We start from the raw sequence: 23,831 nt of genomic DNA, 5'->3' as shown, positions 1-23,831 counted from the left end.
GTGCAGACGCAGAAAGACCACGTGCACGCCTACCAGTTCCTGATGCAGCGGATGACGACCGCGCTGACGGTCGGCGATCCGTCCAACATGGAGCCGCCGACCCGGCGTGGCCGGGCGGGACTGATCACCGGTGCCTTCGTGGCCGTCCTCATCGTGATCGGGTTCGGCGTCTACGGCCTGATCGTGCCCGGCGGTAGCACCGCGTGGAAGAAGAAGGGCGCCATCCTCGTCGAGAAGGAGTCCGGCACGCGGTACGTGTTCCTGGACAACATGCTCGTGTCGACGCCGAACCTCGCGTCCGCCATGTTGATCCAGGGCAACGGCAACCGCGTCGAGGTCATCTCGCGGAAGTCGCTGGAAGGCCTGGCGCGTGGCCCGCGGATGGGCATCCAGGGCGCACCGGACACCGTGCCGGCCGCCAAGGAGATCCTGCCGCCGTCGTGGTTGCTGTGCCCGACGACCCCCGCCGAGGGCGGCAGGCCGGGCCTCGTCGTGAACTTCGTGCCGGACGAGAGGAACGAGCCGCTTCCGGACGACCGGTACGCGCCGGTCCAGTCGGCTGACGGCAAGCTCTTCCTGATCTGGAGGGGCATCAAGTACCAGGTTCCGGACGACAAGGCGCTCGTGGTCTTCGGGTTGACGGCGACGAGGGCACCACGTGTGCCTGCCGCGTGGCTCGACCTCGTGCCGGACGGCCCGGCGCTCACACCGGCTCCCGTTCCGAAAGCGGGTGGCCCCGGTCTGACCGTCGCGGGTGAGAAGCGCAGGATCGGAGACCTGTTCACCCACGATCCCGGCAACGGCACCGAGCAGCGCTACGTCCTGCTGGACAGGGGGCTCGCGCCGCTCTCCGCGACCGAGTTCGAGCTGATGAAGGCCCAGCCCGGCAGGACGCCGGTGAAGATCGACGCGCAGTCGGTCCTCACCGCGCCGTTCTCCCCCGACCAGTCGATGCTCACCCGGTTGCCCGACGTCGCGGGCAAGAAGCCGCTGGACGGCACGACGGGCCACCCGTGCCTGCGCCAGGAAGGCAGGGGCAACGAGGTCGTCAGCCGGGTGGTGACCGTGCCCGGTGCCGACAGGTGGTCCGCCGGTGTGCGGATTCCGCCCAGCCGCGGGCTCCTCGTGGCGAAGATGCCGATCCCCGAAGGCCGGAAGACCCCGGAGCGCCACCTGATCACTGATCGCGGGAAGCGCTACCTGGTCCCCGACGACGACTCGATCCAGGCACTCGGCCTGGGCGGTGTGCAGCCTGTTCCGATGCCCACCGAAGTGCTTTCCACGATCCCGGCGGGCCCTGTTCTCACCCGCAGCGCTGTGGTCGTCGAGCAAGGAGGATGACGACGATGGCGATCATGACCCGCGACCGGGAGTCCGGCGGTGGATTCGGTCTGACCAAGCACACCGTCGGCAACGCCCTCGTGGTGTACCCGACGGGCAACATGACGAAAGCGGCGCAGGACCTGGCGCTCACCGTCGCGCAGGACACCGAGAACGACCTCGTCGTGGTCGACCTGCCGGCGAGTTCGCCGCTCTCGTGGTGGGAGTCCGTCGCACAGGTGCTGCCGAAACGCAGGCGCGGTGTGCGCCTGGTGATCGGCGGGCGTTCGCGGGAGACCACGGCTCTCGCCGGCCACTGGATGGCGGAACGCCTCAAGCGCACCGTGCTCGTCCCGGACGGTCCGGTGCTGTGCGGCGCGGGAGGATCGCTGTTCGTCCACTCCGGACCGAACAGCGGCTGGGTGCGCTGCACCCCGGGAAAGCCGCCGAAGTTCGAGGCGAAGAGGTTCCCGCGGCCGGTCTGGGACGCGGACCTGGTGGCGGAGAACTTCCCGACCAGCGCCCGCGGGATCGCCGAGCCGATGCCCAGCGGTGTCTGGATCCGGCCCATGGGCGACGACCCGCAGCTGCGGGCCAACCGCCAGCGCCTGATCGAGGTCATGCCGTGCCAGCCGGAGCACCTCAGCGTGGTGCTCGGCAGCCCGGGCGGGGTACCGCTCGGCCAGGACGACGTCGCTCTGCTGTGGCGTCAACTGCCCGAGAACCTGCGCGAGCGCGCACGATTCATCCAGTACGGGCCGATGTCCGTGCCCAGGAGCCAGCTCGGGCAGACGATCGCCGACGCTCTCGGTCACGAGGTCGTGTTCTACACGGGGATGCCGATCGGTCCCGCGGTCGCACCGGAGATCTTCACCGTGCGCCCGGACGGCACTCTCGGGTGGCACGCCTACGCCAGGGAGATCAAGTACCAGCCGCGGATCTCGAACGTCGAGCCGCCCAGGGTGCCCACCGTGGTGACGCATCGCGCGCCTGTCCCCGGAGGTGTGCAGCTCGCGCCCGGCGTCTACCACTACTCGGTCGACGCCGTCGTGGAGGTCGTCCAGTCCGGGCTTCTCGTGCGTCCCCCGGCCGCGACGGCGAACGTCGACGCCATCAGGCTGATCCCGGCCGACCCGGTGACCCACAACCTGATGTACGAGGCGGAGAACGACGCCGACCTCGCCCGCATGGAGTACCTCGCGGCCGATCTCTCCCAGAGGCTGGGCAACTCGGTGCGTCCGATGAGCCGCGTTCTCCACGCCCGATCACTGCTGGACGCGCAGGCCCGGCCCACCACCTCCCAAGCCGCGCGAGGCGTGGCGGACGCGGAGAGCTCGGCCGAGGTCTTCACCCCCGGCACGTCGACGCCGGACGCCGTGCCGCCGGCACCCGGCGGAATGCCCGCGGCGATCAGCGCCGTGGCCGCGCCCACCGCCCAGCTCACCGACGAGTACGCCGTTCCGCGGTGGAGTCGCCCCGGCGGTTCGGAAGGTCACGGGGACGCCGGGCGACCGGCAGCCCCGAACGGGGCGCCGGGGGTCGTCCCCACCGGTCCTCCGCCCGTCGCCCCGGCACCGGATGCGCGATCTCCCCACGTGGTTCCACCGGTGATCGCGTCCGACGCGGACGCGTTCGGCGACCCCGTGCCACTGCCCGGACCAGGTGGAGCCGGTCCGGCCGCACCGCGCGCACCGCGGCCCGCGGTGGCTCCGCCTCCTGTTCAGCCGGGGCTGATCGTGCCCGAGGTCACCGGCCCCGCAGTGCCGCAGGCACCGCGGCCCGCGGTGGCTCCGCCTTCCCTTCAAGCACGGTCGATCGTGCCCGGGGCCGCCGGCCCGGCCGAGGAGCCGACACGTGAAGGTGCCGCGGGGACGGGAAACACGGCCTCGACCGGCGACGCAGACGTCGGCGACGCCAACGGGCACGGTGCCGACCCCGGAGGTCCCCGCCCCGTCGAGGCGGCCGCGCCCGCGATCGCCCGGCGGCAGCCCGTCCCCTCACCGGAAGCGGCGGGTCTGCTGCCGGGGTCGGGTATCGACGACGAGCGCGCCTGGTTGCGGCGCACGCTGGGTGCCGAGTACGGCGTGCTGTCGAACTCGGTCGCCCGGATCCTCTCCCAGCACCCCGGCTTCCAGGGAGCGCTCTCGAGCTCGTCCGCCGAGGTCCTCACCGACGCGGTCGCCGTGCAGCTCTTCCTGACCGACCGCGGCAAGGCGGTGGACAGCGCGCTGCGCACCGCGGCGGTCGGCCCGCACGTCCCGTTCGCGCGCTGTGTCGTGGCCGGCCTGAGCAGGTTGCCGTCCCACCGCGGTCCCGTCGTGTTCACCGCGTCGCCCACGCCCGGCCAGTGGGACCTCTACCGCGATCACAAGCTGTTCACCGAGTGGGGATTCCTGCACGCGCTCACCGGACCGCCCGCGGACGGTGACGGTGAGGTCGACGTGCTCGTGTGGTCGATGACAGCACGCCGCACCAAGCTCCTCGAACCCGACAACGGTGCGCCGGAGCGCGTGTTGTTCGTGCCGGGTACCAACTTCAAGGTGCTGGAGATGACCGGACCGCAGGCCGACGGCGGCCGCGGCCACATCCTCCTGCGCGAGCTGACGGCTGTCGAGATCGACGCGGAGGGACGCGTCGACCCGAACCGGATCTCACTCGACGAACTCGCGCTGAACTCGTTGCACAGGCAGGTGGAGCGGTGGCGCAGCAGTAGCCCGTCCGTTCAGCTGAACCGCGCCTTCGCGGACCGTTTCGGCGCATTGCCAGGCTTGGCTTGAGGATTGGTGGACCGATGAACCGACAGATGCTCGTGGTAGCGGGCGACCGGCCGGGCGCGTTCCCGTCCATCACCGCCGCGCTCGGCAATGCCCAGCCCGGCGCCATGATCTCCATCGCGCCCGGCCGGTACGAGGAGAACCTGGTCGTCAGCAAGCTCGTGACGCTCAGCGCCGAGAACGGCGGCACCGTCGAGGTCGTCGCGAAGCAGGGGAGCGTTCTCGTCGCGAACGCGGAAGCCGTCCGGCTCAACGGCCTCGTGCTGCGCTGCGAGGACCCGCAGCTCGCCGGGATCGACGTGGTCCGCGGAGAGGTCGCCTTCGACAGCTGCGACCTCTCCGCCGCGTCGTGGGCGGCGATCTACGCGCGTGGCACCGGCGCGGTCGCGTTGCGCGGTTGCAAGGTGACGAACCCGGCGGGAGCGGCCATCGTCACGACGTCTCCCTCCCTCAGCACCGTCGAGGACACCCAGATCGTCGACACCGGTTCGTCCGCGGTGGTGGCGACGGAACGCGGGTTGCTGTCGCTGCGCCGATGCGTGATCACCCGCCCGCAGGGCAACGGGCTGTGCGTCAACGGCGATGGCGCCATCCAGGCCGAGCAGTGCGAGGTCACCGGTGCGGCCAAACCCGCGGTGGTGGCAGAGCAACGGGGAAGCCTGAAGGTCGTCCAGCTCACCGTGACCGGGAGTCAGAACGTCGACCTGTACCTGATGAGCAAGGGCGCGATGTCCATCGTGGACTCGTCGTTCGACGGCGCGGCCGTGCAGTCGGCGCACATCGCGGGTGCGGCGGCGCCGGTGTTCACCGGTTGTTCGTTCACCGGTGTCGGTCGCACCGCGGTCCAGGTCAACGGCGGCTCCTCACCGAGGTTCGCCGACTGCCGGATCGGCGAGTCGCCGGTCGGCATCGCGGTGGGCGAGGGCAGCTCTCCCCGGTTCGACGGCGTCCAGCTCGACGGCATCGCCCAGATCGCGGTGCACGTGGGCACCGAGTCCCAACCGGCTTTCTCCGGTCTGCGCTTGGGAGCGGGTCCGCAGCGCGGTCTGGTGGTCGTGGGCAAGAGCGTGATCAGGCTGTCCGACGTCGAACTGGACGTGGCGGGCGGGACCGCGCTGGACGTCTCCGGCGGATCCGCTGTGGACGCCTCGGACGTGCGGGTCGAGTCGACCGCGGAGGCGGCGATCGTGTTCGGCGAAGGCGTTCGTGCCTCGCTGACGTCGTTCCTGGTGCGCGGCAGCGGGTTGCGCGCCTCGGACACCCAGCTCTCCGTGCAGGACAGCGAGTTCGTGGGTGCTCGTGGCCACGGGATCGACCTGCGGTCCGGCGCGGTGTCGAAGCTGACGCGGTGCCGCGTGCTGTCGTCGAAGGGCACGGGCGTCAACTTCTCGTCCGGCGCCGGCGGCACCCTGACCGAATGTGAAGTGGTCGGCAGCGAGGAGGACGGCATCAGCCTGGACACGGCTGAGCCGGTGCTGCTCAGCCGGTGCGTGGTGCGGGAAAGCCGTGGTGTGGACGTGCGCCGCTTCGGTGAGGACCGCGTGACGATCGAAGAGGCCGCGACCGCGAGGGCAGGGCAGCAACGGCCGGTGTCGGTCGCGTCCGCCGTGGGCGCGCGAGCGGACCGGGAGGCTGCCGCTCCCGCGTCCCTGCAGGCGACCGATCCGGACACCCCGCTGTCGGGGCCGTTGGCGGAGCTGGAGACCCTCGTCGGCCTGAACGGGGTGAAGCACGAGGTCACCGCGCTGATCAACCTCATCAAGATGTCGCAGGCGCGCAAGCAGATGGGCTTGCCGATGCCTCCGATGTCGAGGCACCTCGTGTTCGCGGGGCCACCCGGTACCGGTAAGACGACGGTCGCCAGGCTCTACGGCACGGTTCTCGCGGAACTGGGGGTGCTGGAGAAGGGCCACATGGTCGAGGTCGCGCGTGCGGACCTGGTCGGCCAGTACATCGGCTCCACCGCCATCAAGACGACAGAGGTGGTCACGAAGGCGATCGGCGGCGTGCTCTTCATCGACGAGGCCTACACCCTGTCGGCGCAGACGGGCGGTTCCGGGCCGGACTTCGGTCAGGAGGCCATCGACGCGCTCATGAAGATCATGGAGGACCAGCGCGAGTCCATCGTCGTGATCGTCGCCGGCTACTCCGAGCTGATGGAGCAGTTCCTGGAGTCCAACCCCGGTCTCGCCTCCAGGTTCACCCGCACGATCGAGTTCCCGAACTACAGCGTCGACGAGCTCGTCACGATCACGACCAACCTCTGCCGCAAGCACTACTACGAGCTGACCGAGGACGGTTTGCAGGCGCTCACCGAGTACTTCGAACGCGTGCCGAAGAACGCGACCTTCGGCAACGGCCGTGTGGCGCGCAAGCTGTTCGAGGCCATGGTCAACAACCAGGCGTCCCGCCTGGCGGTGGCGCCGCCGACCAGGGACGTGGAGATGAACCGCCTCACGGCGGCCGACCTGCAGTCCGAGATCGAGGTGCTGCAGGCGGCCGTGGGAAGCGAGCCCGCGCACCGCGGGGACGAGCTCGACCCCGCCGCCGCCGTTCTGGCCAGCACCAGCTGGAAGCGCTTCCACGCGATGGTCGGGCAGGCCGCGCTCCGCGACGCCGCCGGCGCGGCGCTCGTCCGCCTGACCACCGCCAAGCGGAACAACCAGCCGCTCGGCAACGGCGCGAACGTGGTCATCGGCGGCAAGCGCGGCAGCGGACGCAGTGAGATCGCCCGGTTGTACGCCCAGGCGCTGTCGGAGCTCCGGCTGGTGCGGGTGGGGCACGTGGTCCGCAGATCCGTCGCGACGGACCTGACCTCCCAGTGGCCGGGGCAAGCGGAAAGCCTGGTGCGAACGGCTTTCGAGGACGCCATCGGCGGTGTGCTCGTGGTGGACCTCGATGGTGACGTCGATCCCGATCACGGTCTCGAGGTGGTCGAGACGATGGCGGCGCTGATGTTGCGCGGGGCCGCTGACCCGGTCGTCGTGGTGCTCGGCGAACACACCCGGCTGGTCCCGCTGTTCCAGCAGGTGCCGACGCTCGCCGACTGCTTCCTGGCGGGGTGGGACCTGGCCCCGTACTCCGTCGACGAGCTGGCCGAGCTCGCGGTGCGCGAGCTGGTCCGGCGGGGGCACGAGGTGCCGGACGAGGTGCGTGACGCCGTCGCGGAAAGACTGGCCGGCGTCGCCGACCGGGAGACCGTCCACCCGGCGCACCGGCTGGCCCGCAGGCTCGCCCGCACGGCCGCGTCCCGCACGCTCGCGGTGGCGGACCTGCCGCCTCCCCCGGTGAGCACCGCGCCGGCGGAACAGGGACTCGCTTCCGTCGGGTGACCGGAATCTGTGCCCCAAAGTGTCCGAGCTGGTGCCGAGCGGTACACCTGCGACCGCATCGGCTTGCATTGCCGCTGGTTCGACTTTTCTATTGGTGTCATCCCCAATCTGCTCGGTGAGGAGTCTCGTGTCGTCGTCTCTGGAAGATCAGTTCGAGAAGACTCTCGCTGATTACCGGCAGAAGCGCGCCGGCCTGAAGGATCTGCGGGCGCGAATGGCTGAGATGTCGTCGACCGCGACCGCGCCGCGCAACGTCGTGACCGCGACCGTGGACACGCACGGGCAGATCACCGGTGTCTCGTTTCCGTCCAGCGCGTACAAGAACATGACGCCGACGGAACTCGCGAACATCGTCTGCGACACAGTTCGCAAGGCGCAGACGATGGCGCGTGAACAGTTGGCCGAGATGATGGAGCCGATGATGCCGGCAGGCATGTCGATGAAGGGGAGGGAACCGGGAAAGATCGACATCGATCGTTTGTTCCCGGAAGACCCCGAGGAAGGTCTCCTCTTCAGCGGCCTCAACCAGTGATGGGGGGAAGTCATGGCATCCGGTGATGTGAACTACCTGGACGGCGAAGGGCTTCGGAGAGCTTCAGACAGGATCCACGCGGTGGGGAGGAGGTTTCGGCAGCTCGCCTCCCACTCTGCCGTGAGCATGATGTCGGGACAGGCTTTCGACAGGAGCACGTACGGGGAAGGCAAGAACGCCGACAAGTTCGCCGACGACTTCCTCCCACGTCTCCAAAGGTTCGTGGAAGGCGTACAAGATCTTCCCGAACAGGTCGAAGAAGCTGCGCGCGGTGTGGGCAACATGAGCAAAGTCGCCTTTCGCACCGATGAGGCGAACAGGGAAGAAGGCGAAGGTCTTCATCTCGGCATCGCCGGCAACTCGTACTCCGATGCCGGCAGGACCGGTGACGTGAACGTGTCGGATGGTCCCGTTTTCTCGGCCGATCCCGTTGGTGGCGACGGAGGCGGTGACGGCGGAGTGGGCAACAGCGGTGGTACGAGTGGTCGTCGTTAGATCTCAGCGAAAGCAGTGGTGAAGTGAGCGAGCGAGAGCCCAATCGGAGACTGGTGTTCTTCCGTTCGGGCTCTCGTTCTTCCGGTGGGCGTGGCTGATGGCGATCACCTACACCATCGACATTCCGAAGGAGCTCGAGGGACCCGCGATCATCTTCCTCGGCACCAGTGTGCCCACCGGTGACGAGAAGATGATCTGGGATCTCCACGTGGCGCTGGAGGAGATCAGCGTCGAGCTCGACGGTGAGACCGGGCACCTGGTCGATTCCTTGCGCGATGTCATGGACAGTGCCGATCCGACGGTGGGTCGAGCATTTTGGCGGTATGGCGAGCAACTGGCGGAGCAGCCCGCGGTGTACGCGCAGAGCGCCCGTGAGTTGTCTGAAATGGCGAGGCAGTACGCGTTGGCCGTCCAGGCGGCGAAGATTTCCTTCATCGTGCAGCTGGTCTTCGCCGTCACCGAGATTCTCCGCATGTGGTTCGATCCGTTCGAGTGGCCGTTGATCGGGCCGTTCATCGGGTTGATGCGGCAGGTGATGCAGGTCATCTTCGCGAGGTTCTCGGCGTGGGTGGCCAGGGCGTTGCAGGTCGGGGTCACGTCCGCCTCCGGTTTCTTCGGCAAGTCCCTGAACCAGGTCGCGGTCGCCGGTGTCACGAAGTCCATCGCCGATGTCTTCACGGAGATGGTCGACGAGGCGCTGGAGGAGGGCCTGGAGGAGGTTGCCCAGAGTTCGATCGTGCAGGTCTGGCAGGCCGTCGAAAGCCAGAAGAGCTGGGACTGGGAAGACACCCTCAAGTCGTTCGCCTACGGCGCGGCGGGTGGCGCGTTCGCGGGTCTTCTGGGCGGCAGCCTGAAGGAGTTCAAGCGGGAGTGGGCCGGTCACTGGGCGTCCAACGGTGCGATCGAGGGCCTGACCGAGGTGTTCGTCGGTGTCATCACCATCCCGGAGGGCGGTGATCCCGGCGAGATCTGGAAGGGCGCGCTCAACGGTGTCGTGATGGGTGCGGGCCTGACCGCGCTGGGCAACTGGAAGAACGAACGCGACGAGCGCAGGGAGAAGGCGCTCGAGGAGTTCAACGACGAGCGCGCGAACGCGTCGCTCGACGCGCTCAAGGGCGGCGCCGACACGCCCATCGCCCCGCCGCCCTACCGGACCGAGACCGACGACGCGCCTCCGCCGTACAGCCCCGACCAGCAGGGCGGCTCGGCTGGAGGGGGTGTGGGTGGCAGTGGCACCGTTGGTGGGAATGCGGGCGTCGGGAACAGTGGCGGTGGGAACGCGGGGGTTGGCGGCGCTGCGGTCGGTGATGCGGGTGGTGGTGTTGGTGGACGTAGTGGGAACGCCGTGGCCGGAGGCGGTGACTCCGGAGCAGGACGTGTCGGGAGCGGGAACAGCGGTGGTGGGAATGCGGGGGTCGGCGGCGCCGGGGTAGCAGGCGATGCCGGAGATGGTGCCGCTGCGGACGCCGGCACCCCCGGGAACGGGTTCGTTGGCGGGAACGCGGAGATCCGCGACACCGGGGGTCGCGACGTCAACCCCGGAGCGGACGTTCCTCCGGCGCAAACGTCGGGGAACGAACCGTCCGGTGCTGTGAACGCCCCGCCTCGATCGGGCGACGTGCTGTCCGAATCCGGGAGCACGCCACCGGCGCCCCGGACCTCACTGTCCGGTTCGGACGGTGCGGGGTCCCTGGACTCCGCCACGGCGAACAACTCTTCCTCGCCGGACGTGACCCGCCAGGACCGGACGCCAGGTGCGACCGATGGGGGTGTTTCAGCCACGTCGGCGGCGAGCTCGGCGGCTTCACCTGCTGCTGCACCTGTGGCTTCGCCTGCTGCAGCAGCTGTGATCCCGCCCGCCGCGGCGGCCACTGCGGGCCCGTCCCCGGCCACGGCGAACACTCCCGCGGCGCCTGCCTCTTCGTCGACCGCCTCTTCGGCCGTCGCCGCGACTTCCTCGACGGGGCCGGCCACCTCGAGCCAGCCGGCACCCGTCGCTCAGGCAGCTGGCGGGGCGGTGCCGGAGGAAGACGGCAAGGGGGCCCTCGCGGCGCCTGCCTCCACCGAGACCGCACCGCCGGTCTTCACGGATCCGGCGGCGCCTCTCGGCTCCGCCGATGCTCCGGTGGTCCGGACCGAGGTGTCACAACCCGCAGGACTGGTCGAACAGCCCGCATCGGCCGTCCAGGCGGATTCTGCCGTGGATGCGACGCTCACCCGGTCCACCGCGGCCGTTGGTTCCGGGCTGGAGGACCGGTCCGATGTGGACGAACCGCGTGGTCCTGCGGCGGGGCCGGGCGTCGGGTCCGAGGTGCCGGGTTCGGCGCGGAACGACGGGGCCAGGTCCGAGGTGCCGGATCGAGCGGCCTTCGAGTCCTCCCGGCGGAAGATCGACGGTGGCCAGTCGAACGAGACCGGGGAACTGGTCGTCGGGGACGATGCGGAGGCCGCGCGGTTCAGGCCCGCGCCGCCGGTCGAGCGGGAGGTCGTCGTCCCGGAGCACGACCAGTTCCCGGAGGGGCTGCGTCTCGAGGCCAGCGCGCCGTTGCTCCAGCCACCGGTGGTCGTTCCGGAAGCAGATGGCACGAGCCAGGTCCACACCGACGCCGCCGCGGCTCAGGTGACCGGCCTCGACGGCGATCAGGAAGGCCTTGACGGCCCGCACGATCAGAATCCCGTCACGGTGCTCGAGACGCCGACGATCATCGTCACCGATGCCGACGGCAACGAATCGTCACCTGAGTCCGAGCCGGAGCAGAATCCGGTCGACCTGCCGCCGCACGTCCGGGAAAGCCGTGCGCTCGGTCTGGTCAAGGCGACTCACGGGAAGAAGAACGGCGTGGAGGTCGCGGGCCTGATCACCACCGCGTTGGGCGGTCAGGCGGTCAAGGGGCTGACAGCCGTCGAGACGATGGTGAACACCGACAGCGAGTTCGAGTCGTTCCTCGGAGACGGGCGCGAGTTCCAGGTCAAGGTCGGCAAGAGGTGGTACGCGGCGACCGTCGTGGCGAGGTTCGAGTTCGACGGCACGAAGAACCCGAAGGCCGAGAAGGGGGTGAGCGCCGGGCACGAGGTCGACTTCAGCGGACTCGACCCGAAGTCGGTGTCCGCCGGCAGCACTGTCGCCTCCGGCGGCGACATCGGGGCGACCGTCGCCTTCAACTCGTTCCTGGGGCCGGTCGGGTCGCTCGGTGCGCGAGTGCCGCTGGGCGCTCCCGCGGTGTCCCAGTCGCACTCGACCAGCGTGCAGACGTTCCGCGGCCTGTTCCCGGGGCAGACCGCCCAGCAGGTCGAGGTGCCGGTGAGGTGGTCGGTGTCGGTGGTCGACGACCGATCGATCCCGGCAGGACACGGCACGGTGACCGGTTCGGTGACCCTGAGCGTGCCCAGGAAGGAGAGCTCTCCTCCCAAGGACACCGACCCGGAACCGAAGAAGTTCCGGGAAGGGGTCCGGCACCTCACCACGACCCTCAGCGAGGCCGTCAGCCGCGTCGACGGCGGGTTCGCGAAGATCGCGGCGATGTTGCACCCGTCGACCGTCATGATCGGCGCGCCAGGCCGCACCGCGCTGGAGAGGTTCGTCAGCGCGGTGAACATCCGCGCCGAGCTCCCGAACATGCTCGAGACCTGGGTCTCCTCGCCTGATGTCCAGAGCCCGCACGGCAAGCGCGGCTCCGGAGTCCGGATGAAGGCGGCCATCACGCAGGCGGAGCTCCTCGACGACTTCGACGACACGACGCTCGCCCTGCACGACGCGTCGACCAGGGGAGTCACGAACACCCCGACGTCCAAGCGGGGGTTCGGCGCCTCCGGCGGTGTCGGCGGCGCCGCCGGTACCGATTTCCTCGGCGGTGCCGTCCTGGTCGGCGGCAGCGTCAGCGTGTCGAACAGCGAGGCCACTCCTGCCGGCACGCAGGGCAAGCACGAGATCGGCACCGATGTGAAGGGCAGGTCGGGCGCCTACGCGGTCAAGGCGCTGGTGACCGTGCAGGCGGAAGGCGGAGAGGTCGACTTCGAGGTCGACGCGGTCATCCGACTCAGCCTCCCCGAGGCACTGGAACGCGGCTTCCCGGTGCCGGCGGACTACACCGGACCCGAGATCAAGAAGGACGGTGAACGCTTCCTGCCGCCGTACCTGGCGCAGCAGCGCGCGACCGGCAACGCGAAGGTCGACCGGCTCGACGAGCTGGACGAGGTCAAGCAGCAGATCGCGAACACGCTCGCGCGGATCAAGGGCTTTGACGACTTCCTGCCCGAGTGGGGTACCCGTTCGCAACGCAGACCCTGGTACCAGGTCGATCTGGCGGAGACGAAGGCCAAGATCGCCGAGGTGCTGTCCGGGGTGAGGGGGTTCGGGGACGTCGAGACCGCCCGGCGGAGAGCGGTCGAGGAGAACCACCGCGTCGGCGACGACTACGCGCGGTTCGCCGAGATGATGGCCAACCAGCGGATGTTGGACACGAACCTCTCACCGGGTGCGGTCAAGTCCCAACTGGACAGCCTGGTCGGCAAGAGCCTGCCGATCACGCTCAAGCGCCGGGGGTTCTTCTCCAACGACTACGTGCGGGTCACGGTCAAGGCGAAGCTGACCGACACCGAGTACGACGGTGAGATCACCGACCGCGTCGTCCGCAGTTCGGACACGCGCGAGTCGAAGATGACGGCGAGCAGCAACCGCGAGTTCTCCTACTCCGCCGGTGTCGACGGCCGGCTGAACGTCCCGACCGCGCCCGGCACGTCCAAGCTCACCGTGGTCCCGAACGCGTCTTTCAGGTACAACTCCTCGACCACGCGGCAGAACGCTTCCGGCCCTGCGACGGTGAACTTCCTGGTCAACGCGGGCAGCTCGACGAGCCACCGCTTCTCCGGTGACATCGAGTACGACGTCACGATCGAGACGTACTCGCGCCCGAGGGCCTGGATGCGGCGGGTGTGGCCGGGATCGCCCGGCCGTGACACGCCGGTGGTCAAGACGATCGCGACGACCGTGCCGGGGCAGGAGAACCGCGATCGCGCCGCCGGTGATCCCCTCGCTCTGGAACAGGTCAAGGGCAAGGTGAGGTTGTACCTGCCGGACAGTTCGGTGCTGACCGGTGATCCCGCCGCCTTCGCCCCTGGCGAGCCGAGAGTGCGGCGGGTGGAGGAGCCGAAGTCGATCACCGAGCTGCTGCTCGGTTCCGGCAGCGGGACGCCGGTCGGCAAGACGCCCGACAGCGAGAAATCCCACAGCGAGAAGTCCCACAGCGAGAAGTCCGACAGCGAGACGCCGAAGCAGGTCGTGGTCACGGAGTGGCTGCACGTCGAGGCGTTCACCGGCGCGGAGCACCTGGAAGAAGCCGCACTCCGCGCACTGGTCGAAGCGGCCGGCGACGACGACGTGCTGACCCTGCCGGGCTCTTCCTCCAGGCGAGCCGTCGACCAGATGTTCTCGCCGGAGCACATCAAGGCGAACCTGAACCACGCCGTGAACACCGGGCTCACGGAGAACGCGCTCCGGTACGGCCGCCGGCTGGAGGACCGCGCCGGTGCTCTCGGCACGAGGATGGTGCTGTCCAACCCGAAGCTGGTGTCCATTTCGGACAACACGGCGATGGAGCACTCGTCGGTCGGTGGCACCAAAGCGCGTGCGGCGACGAGCAAGAGCAAGGGGTGGGACTTCAACCTGGGAACGGTGTTGGTCGCGGCTGCGGACAGCGGCGAGAATCGTCCGACCATCGGTCGTGGCGGGGCCGCGCTGTCGACCAAGTTCTGGTCGCGGCGCAGGACCACGACGACGGCCAAGGAGATGACCGGTCTCAACGAGCGCAAGCGCAACCTCCCCGGCACCAGCCGCACGGTGCTGATCCAGGTCGACGCGAACGTCGACATCGTCGCGGAGAGCAGGCTCAGCCATCTGCTCTACAGCCGTGACCAGGGGCGGGAGGGTGTCAACGTCGTGCTGCCGGGCGCCGTCTACCTCCGGGTCGGCGAAGACCAGGCCCGTCGGCTCGGCCTGCTGGGCGAAGTCGTGGACCCGCCGTGGACGGAGCAGGGCACCCTCGCACCACCTTCGACGATGCGTGAGGGCGAGCCGAGCTCTCTCGGTCTCGGCGTGTTCGAACAGTTGCCGGACCTCACACCGATGGTGTCACGACTCAGGGACGAACTCGGCCGGGACGGCGAAGACCTGATCCCGGACGCGGTGCTCGACGACGCCATGAACAACCTGCAGCGAATGCTGGAACTCACGGACAGGGAAACCGTCCGGGCGCTGATGGACAGCGCGCTGGACGGTGGCGTCCCGCTCGTCGCACACCGCCCGAAGTTCATCGGACGAGACTCCTACCAGGTCGTGCTGAGGGCCACGCCCGGCAAGGCGCGGTTCAAGGACGTCGTCAACGACGGTGTCAAGATGAACAACATCCTCGTCTACTTCGGCAGGGACGCCGAGACGAAGGCCCGGGCGAGGTCGTGGGGCGCCAGTCTCAGGGCGTTGTTCGGCGTGGCGCCGCATGCGGCCGACCCGGCGCTGGGGGGTAGCACGACCGGCTCCGCGGCGACCGAGGTCGGTCAGTCCAGATCGGTGTCGCACACGACGGCGATGACCGCGCTCGACGTGCACGTGCTCGAAACGAACGGTCCGACGGCCAGGTACTCCGTGCCGGTCACGTGGGAGCTCGAGATCCACCGGCCGGACGGCGGCACCCGGCAGGTCACGATGGCCGAGGACCTGACCGTGAGGGTGCTGGCCGACGACCTGTCGTCCCGGGCCGAGCCCGTTCCTGTGCGGGAGCCTCTTCGCGACCCGGTCGTGAAGAGCCTCCAGGAGATCCAGGACGAGCTCATCTCGTGGAAACAAGAGGGCGTACGCCTGCCCAAGACCGTCCATCCGCAGACGGTGGTCGGTGCGGGGGAACTGAGAGCCGGCGTTCTTCTGGCTCTCAACGCCGCGGGTCTGAGCACGGACGCCACCGCCCCGGCCAAGGGCCTCACCAACGCAGCCCTGTCGATGTTCGGCGCGGAGAACGTGCGCCTCGGCGTGGTCGACGCCTCCCACGACGGAATTGTCATGCCGGACCTGCACGAGACCGCACTGCTCTCCGGCAAGCGCGCCACGCTCCAGGTGCACTCGCGGCTCGTCAACCCGCGGCTGACCGGCCTGAGCGATGACGTCACCATGACCAACCAGCGGTCGGCGATCCCCGGTACCGGCAGCGAGTTCCAAGCAGGCGACAGCGTGGCCGCCACGATCGCGGTCAACGGTGAGGTGGGCACCGGCAACGACAGGTCCGAACCGATCCGTGATCCCGGCGCGCGCTTTGGTGACTTCGACGGCAAAGCCACGTACGGCGAGTCCGAGTCGTTCGGCTCCGAGGGCGGCTCCGCCCGTCAGGAGGGCACCAACGACAGCGGTCTGACCGGTCTCGTCACCTACGACGTCGAGTACCGGATCGTCGTCACGGTCGACGACCGGACCGTCGTCCTCCCCGTGCGGCAGAACGGTGCCGCGCAGATCCGCGTCGCTCAGGTGGATCTGAAGGCGGCGTTGGAGGCACCTGAGGTGCCGACTGCCGTGATCACCGCTCAACGGGAGGTGAAGGAGCGGAGCGAGGCCTGGCGTGAGACCGAGCGCGAGGTCGAGAAGGCGCAGAGGGCGTACGACGACCTGATCGGCCAGACCGCCGCGGAACTCGCAGCCGCGGAGGCGATGGTGCGCGGTGCACACCAGGACGTCCGCGACGCCGGGGATCGTCTCGCCCGGGAGCGGGGGACACTTGCCCAACTCGACGAGAAGATGCGCGAACTGCACGCGGAAGAGGCCGGGATCTCGCGCGACTTCACCCGGTTGACCGCTGATCTCGCCGATCTCCCGTCCGGATCGACCGACACCGGGACGCAGGAGAGGATCGACGCGCTGGGGCTTCAACTCGAGAAGACGCGTCGGGAACGGGGTGAGCTGGCCCTCCGGAAAGAGGCGCTCGTCCGGCGTGAGGCCGTGCTGGCCTTCACCGCAGAGCTGGCTGACGAGGCCGCTTCCGCTCTCGCCGACCTGATGAAGGCCCGTGATGATGCGCAGGAGGCGGTCGCGAAGGCCCGTGCGAACGCGAACTCGGCACGGGGCAGGTGGTGGACCGCGAAGCTGGCCCTGGAGCGGGAGATCGAGGCGTACAGCCACATCGGGGACGTTCGACCCGCTCCTCCCGCTCCTCCCGCTCCTCCGGTTGTTCCCGCCCCGAGCACGACCTCTGGTGTGCCGAGGGTGGGTGCGCCGCCACGACTGGTCCCACCGACCCCGCAGTCCCACCAGGGCAAGGACGTGAGCGGTAATGAGTCGTGGCGGCATGATCCTGCGAGGACCGCGGAGTGGTCGGAGCCGAGTGATCCGGTGGATCGTGACGGCTGGGCCGACCGTCGTGACGACGTCAACGTCCGGACTGTCTCTCTCGATGTGGTGGACGTGCGCACGGACAGTGCGCTGTCGAAGTTGACGGGTTATGACGGGCTCATCCGATACGACCTGCGTCGTGTGGAGACGAGTCCTGGCAAGTTCGTGCAGGAGTACACGCTCAAGGTGCACCTCGATCCTGCGGATGAGAACAGCAAGGCCGCTGTCCCGCAGGTCATGGCGAACGCGGCTCGCGGGGTGGACAACCTGCTGAACCGGGGTTTCCGGTTGCCCAGCGGTGATCAGTTCCACGTGAACCTGGAGTTCGTCGGGGGCAGGGCTGGTGCGCATGCCGGTGTCGTGCTCGACACCGGGACGACCAATCCGGACCAGAAGCGGTGGGGCACGCGGATGAGCCCGGAGGTCTTGGCTCATGAGGTGTTGCACTACCTGGGCGTTCCGGACGAGTACAAGGATTCGAGTCGTGTGTTCCAGCGGTTCGAGTCGAACTCGGGGGTGCACGAGAACGACGGTGGTCTGATGGGCACCGATGTGCATCTGCCTGATCCGGGGATCCGGCCGCGTCATCTGTGGCTGATCGAGCGCATCGCCACCGGCCAGGTCGCGGTGCCCGACACCAGGATCGAGCCGGCGGGCACTGCCGCTGTGCCACCGCCCGCGCACTGGACTCCCGAGCCGGACGTCGACGGCACCACCTCCCCTCCGGAGTCCTCCGCCGAGCCGGACACGAGGCCTGCACCTCAACCGGGCACACCCCACATGCCAGGCGGCTGGGAGGACGACGCGGACACCGCTGCTGCGGACCAGGGCCTGCAGACGCACCTGTCCGACCTGGACAACGCCAGTCTGGTGGAGTCCGTGCTGCGCAGTGCGAAGTTCCAGGGGGTGCCGATCGCGAACGCGGCACCGCTGGTCGGTACCAGCGGCGTAAAGTCCACCGTGGACGCGATCGTCAACGACGTCGAGCTGCGTCCGCACAACCACGACCTCGCGGAGCTGACCGCGGAGGGCCTGTCGAGCTGGGTCGCGAGCAAGGTCGATCTCGACATGCTGTCGACGTACTTCCCGACCCTGCTGCCGGCCACGCCCGGTCTGACCGGGGAAGCTGCGGAGCAGCACGGGCGTGCCGCGCTCGCGCAGGAACTGGCGAAGGCGTCGTCGAAGCACTGGGCGGTCGTGAACGCCGGCCTCGACGGCAGCGGCATGGCCAGGGGTGACCTCGAAGTGATCGACCACCTAACCAGGTCGGTGACGGGCCGGGGGGCGCTGCCGACACCGGCCCACCTGCTCGCCCAAGGCCTGCGAACCCCGTCGTGGGCGGACTCCCACGTCGGCAAGCACCTGTTCGAGTCGATCGCGCGTGCCTTGGGCGTGCGGCTCGTCGTCAACGACAACGGCACGCGGACCTACCACGGCCGGGCAGGCGCGCCACAGGTGCAGATCGTCTCGCGGGACGGCACATTCGGCGCGCTGGGCGGTCCGACACCACAGGAGGTCCGAACCGGCATGGAGGCCTGGTTGGCGAGCCAGTCCCTCACCGAGCTCGGCCAGACGATCGATGACCTGTTCTCCGGCCGCCCGGACAACGATCTGCACGCCGCAGCGGACAAGATCCAGCTGATCAAGCGCGCGGCCGCACATCCGGACGGCCCGCAGGGGTTCGTGCGCGACCTGATGGAACAGTCGTCGAACCTCAACAGGCAGATCGCTGAGAAGAAGTCCCCGAGCTTCTCGTTGTTCCACGCGTTCGAAACGCAGAACCGGCGCACGCAGGAGGACGCTCAGCGCAAGGAGGAGCTCGCGGATCTGGTCGCCCGGCGCGACAGGATCGACGGCCAGGTCAAGACCTTGGCGGCCGAGAGCCGCGGACTGGCCATGACGCACGTGATCGACACGTACCTCGTGGGCCCGAACGCGGACCGGTTCTGGAAGGTCGAACGGAGAGATCGGCTTCGGATCGAGGAGCACCTGGCCCAGCAGATCGCGGCAGCCGAGAAGGCCGGGTTCGACACCGCGGACCTGAAGGCCTTGCAGGCACGTGTGCTGATCGAGCCGGCCGTGCGAGGCGCGCTGGCCGAGTTCGCGCGGCACGGTCTGGACGCGATGATCGCCCAAGCCGAGAGAGCCGGACAGGCGTTGCAGGACCTCCGCGACGGCAAGGAGGACCACACCGGCTTCAACGGCTTCATGAACCGCTGGTTCGGCTCGGGCGAGGACTTCAGCTCTTACGACTTCGAGGCGAAAATCGCCTACGCCGAAGCGTTGGTGAAGCAGGCCGAGCTGCGGCTGTCGTTCGTGACCGATCCCGAGTACAGCAACCGCTTCTACAAGATCGCGGGCATGGAGCTGAGTCTGGGGCGAGCGCAACAGGCCGGCCGGGACACCCGCGAGCCCGGCGCGGAGGCGACCGGTCCTCAGGTCACGCCGAGGCGGGAGCTCGACGCGTTCAAGGCCTTGCTGCTGGAGAAGTCCTCGGCTGAGCTCGACGAGCTGGCCGCGCGGCACCACGACGACCCGACCCGCCTCCACGAGATCAACCGGGTGTCCTGGAACCAGGAGATCGCCCGGACGGAGAACGGCCTCAGGCAGCACCTGGGGAACCTCGAGGCTGAGATGAAGGCCTTGCGGGATCAGATCGGCGATCTGAAGCAGATCGCCGACGCGCTGCCGGACGCGGGCAAGACCGGACTGATCCCCATCGACGAGGGCCGGCGCCAGGCGGAACGGCAGAGCCTCGAACTGCACGAGGCGGAACTCACCAAGATGGTGCAGAGGCTTCAGTACGACCGCAACGACGCGCTCACCGCGTATGCGCTGACCCTGCCCCCCGATCAGGAGGCGCCGGCCTGGCAGCGGCTGACGTTCCAAGACGTGATGGACGTCAAGGGCCACGTCGTGCACCTGATCAGCCACGCACGCATCACCGGCCAGCGGACCCCGGAACTCGATCGGCTGTTCGACCGGATCTGGGACTTCCAGGTCCTCGACCTGGCCGGGGCCCACCGATCGGAGACGCCACCCGATGACGAGGACGGCCACGCCCGGGACCACGTCGGATCGGGCAAGACCGAGCACGACCGGACCCGGTTCCCCGCGGTGGCCGAGTCCCGTTCGCAACCGCGGCCGTTCATGCAGGATCCTTCCGCCCTCGCGGTGGACGTGGACGTCATCGTTCCCGGTGGCTTCGCCCCCGTCGAGGAGGGCACGTCGCTGCGCTCGTTCGAGGCGTCGCTCTACGGCCTGGACACCGCGGCACTGCGTGAACTGCAACGGATCCCGGCGTACGCGAACGTGCCGGACCGCGCGGCCGCGATCCAGAGGGCGATCGAGATCTCCCTCAACGCCGCTCCTCCCCAGCGCTACGACCAGGCGACCCGCATGGCCGGAGAGGGTCTGGCCAAGGCTGAGGCCGTCCGCACGCAGTGGAACGCCGCTGACGTGGTGCCCGGCGCGCTCAAGACCCAGATGATGCTGGACGAGCAGGCGGCCCGCCGCGAGCGCGCGGACCGCGACGTCCAATGGCACCGGGACCGGCTCGACCGGTTCACGAACAACCGCGACGCCTCGCTCACCTCCTACGCCCTGAGGCTGCCCGCCGACCCGCACTCGTACGGCTGGCGCCAGTTCGGCGAGGCCGACCTCGCGGTCGTGCAGGACCACGTCGAGCAGCAGATCCGGGACGCCGAGGCAGGCGATCACCCCACGAAGCACCTCACGGACTTCCGCGACTTCGTCCGGCAGCTCCGGCGCGACCGGAGCTCGGCCCGGCCGGAAGCGCGTCCGGCGCCGCCGATGCCGAATCCGGTCGTCCAGGCTCAGCCGGCCGACCGGTCAGACGCCTCGCAGGACCAGGTCATGGAAATCGCCGTTCAGGCGGGCCTGACGGCAGTGTTGACCGGTACGGCGGGTGGCATGCCGGCAACCTTGCAGGCGGCGCTCGACAGCGTCGGAAGCGCCTTGCGCGAAAGTGGAACGGCGCACGCTCGGCGCGTTGCGGACGCGTTGGTCACAGCGGTGGACCTCGCCAGCCTCTACAACATCCCGGGAGCACTGCTCGGTCGTGGCCTGGACCCGCGGGTGGAAGGCCGGGCTCTCCACGACGTGCTCGACCTGATCGCCGCTGACGTGGTGGCCCATGACAGTTCGGTGGCGGCGAGGACCGCTGCGCGCATTGCGAGCGCGATAGAGCTGCTCGACACCCAGGGCTCGGTCGACCAGCACCTGTCCGCTCTCCCGGCCGACGCTGTCGGGCAGTCCGAGTGGAAACGGGTCATCGGGGACCTCCAACTGCAGTGGGCGGACGACGAGGTGAGTGCGCGGCGAGCACTTGATCAGAACCCCGTCGTCCCCACGACCGCGGCGGCGAGCGTGCCGCGTTCCTCCGGCTACGAAGTGGAAGCGCTCGGTACCGCCTCGTACCGACCACGTCGCAGTGGTCCTGGTCCTGTCTCATGGCCGGCGGAGCACCTCGTGAACATCGCGGACGAGGTCGCGAGAGCGGACAACGATGATCCACAACTATGCGTGACCCAATTGGTCCAAGTGCGGGATGCGCTGTACCCGGGTGGCGTGTCCGCCGGCATCCCGGTCGACGACTCGGTGTTGGGTTCAGGTGGCGTTCGGGGAAGGGCGGCACCTGGCGCCGTCTGGACGAAGGTCGCGGATCTCGAGGCGATCGAGGTGGAACTCAGGAAGGAAGGCCGTGGTGTCGGCTCGTCGGCTTTGGTTCTGTGGAACCGGCCAGGTGGTATCGGGCACGCTGTGGTCGGACATCACACGGAGGACAGAGGCGTCCTGTGGATCGAGCCGCAGCGGGGCAAAGGTGACCGCATCGTGTCCGCAGGAGACCTGCCTGGTGGAGTGGTGATTCAAGCCGTATTGCTGGACTCGCGCGGCCGCTTTGTCCCGGATGGTTTCACGTCAGTGCCGGAGAGCCAATCCGCTGTCGGTCCGTTGCTCGATCCGCCTGCTTCTGGTTATGGTGCGATCGGCGTGGAGCGGGAGCTCAAGTACATTTTGAAGATTCCTCGCGGTCTCACGGCGGATGCTTTCACCGGCAGGACCATCCTCGTGGTCTACGAGGATGGTCAAGAACTGTTGAGGGTCGTCACCGAGGCGGGTTCGCTCCTGGAGATCCCCAACGGGCCGGTGTACGAATCGTGGGAGCACGTCGAAGCGGCGGGTGTCGACCCGGCGGCTGTCAGGCGGGTGAACGTACTGATCCCCGAGATCGTCACCAGCCCGATCGCGGCTGTTCCCGGTGATGTCGGCCGTGCCGGAGCGGAAGCGGTCACCCGGGCCATGCGCGAAGTGGAGGCGCGGTTCAGCATGGCAGGTTTGTGGCCTGCCCAGGTATCTGATCTCGAAACTGTCTTCCCGCGCGGCACAAGGTTCCGGTTGACCTCGGACGCGGACAAGATGTGGGTCTCGGGCGTTGCGCCTCCCGCCACGCGAAAATCGTACAACCAGTTCACGGTGGGAGTTCCGATCAATGGCCTGTTCAGTTATCTTCGAAAGTCTGCCGATGACATCCACTTCCTGCCTGCGCAGTCCTTGCTCAAGGAAGGAATCAAATTCGGGGAACGAATGGGAATTCGCTTCCTGGAATGGTCTGCTCGTCGCAGTGCTCATCCGGGAGAGATGGTCCTGGCCTTCGGGAACGCGCATGCTGACGCCGTCCGGGGCTACCTGGCGCTGGTCTACACCCATGTGGCGGCGTCGTTCGCGAGTGCCTACTACGCAAACACCGAAAACGAAGTTCTTCTGAAGAACTACATCGGCGTAGCTGTGCGGCAAGACTTCGACGTCATTCGTGAAGCACTCCCGAACCAGGTGCAGAGATTTCTTGCCGACAATGTCGAAGAGATTTTCCGTGTTTTTGTCGAAGGTGTTCGCGGCGGTAGCATGCGCAAATTTGATCACGTTGTCTTCGGGTATGACTTCCGCGGTGGGGCACTCGATCTGATGATGGAAGTGGACGTGAGGCGGAAAACCAACAGCGTCAGCTACCTCCAGACGGCGCTCATGCCCACGAGCGTCATGAGGGCGAACGGCTTTCTGATTGCCAGCCAGCGCAACGGTGCCGGGATGAATGAAAACGCAGGCCGGTTCCGATTTCTTGACACGAACGCGAATCAGCTGGCGAACCCGCTGTTGCTGCTGGAAAGCCGGCACGCTGTCAAGCAGCACATGAGCGCGGCGGAGGCTGACGCTTATGCGCAGAAGCTGAACGTGTGGGCGAATGAGGCCTACAGTGATGCCGACCGCATGCAAGGGCGGTCTGGCAACATCATGCGAGAATTGTCGGAAGTCATGAAGCACCCCATAACCGGCCCTATCGCCGCAGTGCTTTCCTCCGTTTATGTCGGTGGCTTGGTCGAGTTGAGCCCTCATATGGTCGACCAGATCAGTCTGGGCCTGTTCGCGCTTGTTCGCTCCAGAAAGCTTGCCGACGGTCTGGTGCCATCCCTTGAGTTGCTACGCGACGAAATGGCGAGAAAGCTTCATGTTCTGCCGCATCCGAGCCGGAATGTGCTCGGAGCAGAATTGCAAAAAATCGAGAGTATTTTCACCCAGTTCAACCTCGGGCGACAGCTGGCAAATGAGGTGAACAAGATTCTGGGCCGTCAAGGTTTCCGCATGGGTGGGGTTCTGCTCGAAGAGCACGTTGTGGAAGTCAGCTATGCCGAAGTCATGTTGATCTGGTCGTCACTCGGTTTTCCGATGTCGCCTTCATTGCGCGAGGTTGCGATGCGGATCGTGCAGACGAGTGGTTCGTCAGGCTACGGCAGGCGCGGGTGATCGGACCTCGCACCGCCGGCGGTGACGGTCGGCCGATGCGCACTGCTCGCTTTTGTGCACCCCTGCTCGCGGTGGACGTTCGTGGAGCGGGATGCGCCTGTTCCTCAGCGCCTGTTCCTCAGCGGCGGATTCTTCGATGGTGAAGTTCAGGATCGAGTCGCGGACGCTTCCGGGCGGGTCACGGACAGGTC

6 protein-coding genes are annotated in these 23,831 nt (G+C 68.2%); all 6 read left to right on the top strand.

The features are described from left to right. The 6 genes from eccB (at position 1) to BLQ91_RS22295 (ending at position 23,640) form a co-directional block, all read left to right on the top strand. Positions 1-1,341 carry a type VII secretion protein EccB gene (eccB, locus tag BLQ91_RS22315; protein WP_090099405.1) on the top strand — a complete coding sequence of 447 codons (1,341 nt, stop codon included), beginning with the start codon at positions 1-3 and terminating at the stop codon, positions 1,339-1,341. 5 nt (positions 1,342-1,346) lie between these two features. Then, on the top strand, positions 1,347-4,097 hold the full coding sequence (locus tag BLQ91_RS22310; RefSeq protein ID WP_090099594.1) for a hypothetical protein: 2,751 nt from the start codon (positions 1,347-1,349) through the stop codon (positions 4,095-4,097). 14 nt (positions 4,098-4,111) lie between these two features. After that, positions 4,112-7,426: a right-handed parallel beta-helix repeat-containing protein gene (locus BLQ91_RS22305; protein ID WP_090099403.1), complete on the top strand. Its 3,315-nt coding sequence runs from the start codon at positions 4,112-4,114 to the stop codon at positions 7,424-7,426. Positions 7,427-7,553: 127 nt separating this feature from the next. Further along, positions 7,554-7,958: a YbaB/EbfC family nucleoid-associated protein gene (locus BLQ91_RS22300; protein WP_090099400.1), complete on the top strand. Its 405-nt coding sequence runs from the start codon at positions 7,554-7,556 to the stop codon at positions 7,956-7,958. Positions 7,959-8,078: 120 nt separating this feature from the next. Continuing rightward, positions 8,079-8,453 (top strand): hypothetical protein, encoded by a 375-nt coding sequence (locus tag BLQ91_RS40425; RefSeq protein WP_143022760.1) that lies wholly within the window; start codon positions 8,079-8,081, stop codon positions 8,451-8,453. 97 nt (positions 8,454-8,550) lie between these two features. Continuing rightward, positions 8,551-23,640 (top strand): WXG100-like domain-containing protein, encoded by a 15,090-nt coding sequence (locus tag BLQ91_RS22295; RefSeq protein ID WP_090099398.1) that lies wholly within the window; start codon positions 8,551-8,553, stop codon positions 23,638-23,640. The last annotated feature ends 191 nt before the right edge of the window (positions 23,641-23,831 follow it).

This window comes from Lentzea jiangxiensis (assembly GCF_900104175.1).
In the GTDB taxonomy this organism is placed as follows: domain Bacteria; phylum Actinomycetota; class Actinomycetes; order Mycobacteriales; family Pseudonocardiaceae; genus Lentzea; species Lentzea jiangxiensis.
This window is presented reverse-complemented; position numbering and strand designations above follow the sequence as displayed.

Coding starts and splice junctions, on each gene's coding strand:
- BLQ91_RS22305 (WP_090099403.1), top strand. CDS start 4,112: ATGAACCGACAGATGCTCGTGGTAGCGGGCGACCGGCCGGGCGCGTTC.
- BLQ91_RS22310 (WP_090099594.1), top strand. CDS start 1,347: ATGGCGATCATGACCCGCGACCGGGAGTCCGGCGGTGGATTCGGTCTG.
- BLQ91_RS22295 (WP_090099398.1), top strand. CDS start 8,551: ATGGCGATCACCTACACCATCGACATTCCGAAGGAGCTCGAGGGACCC.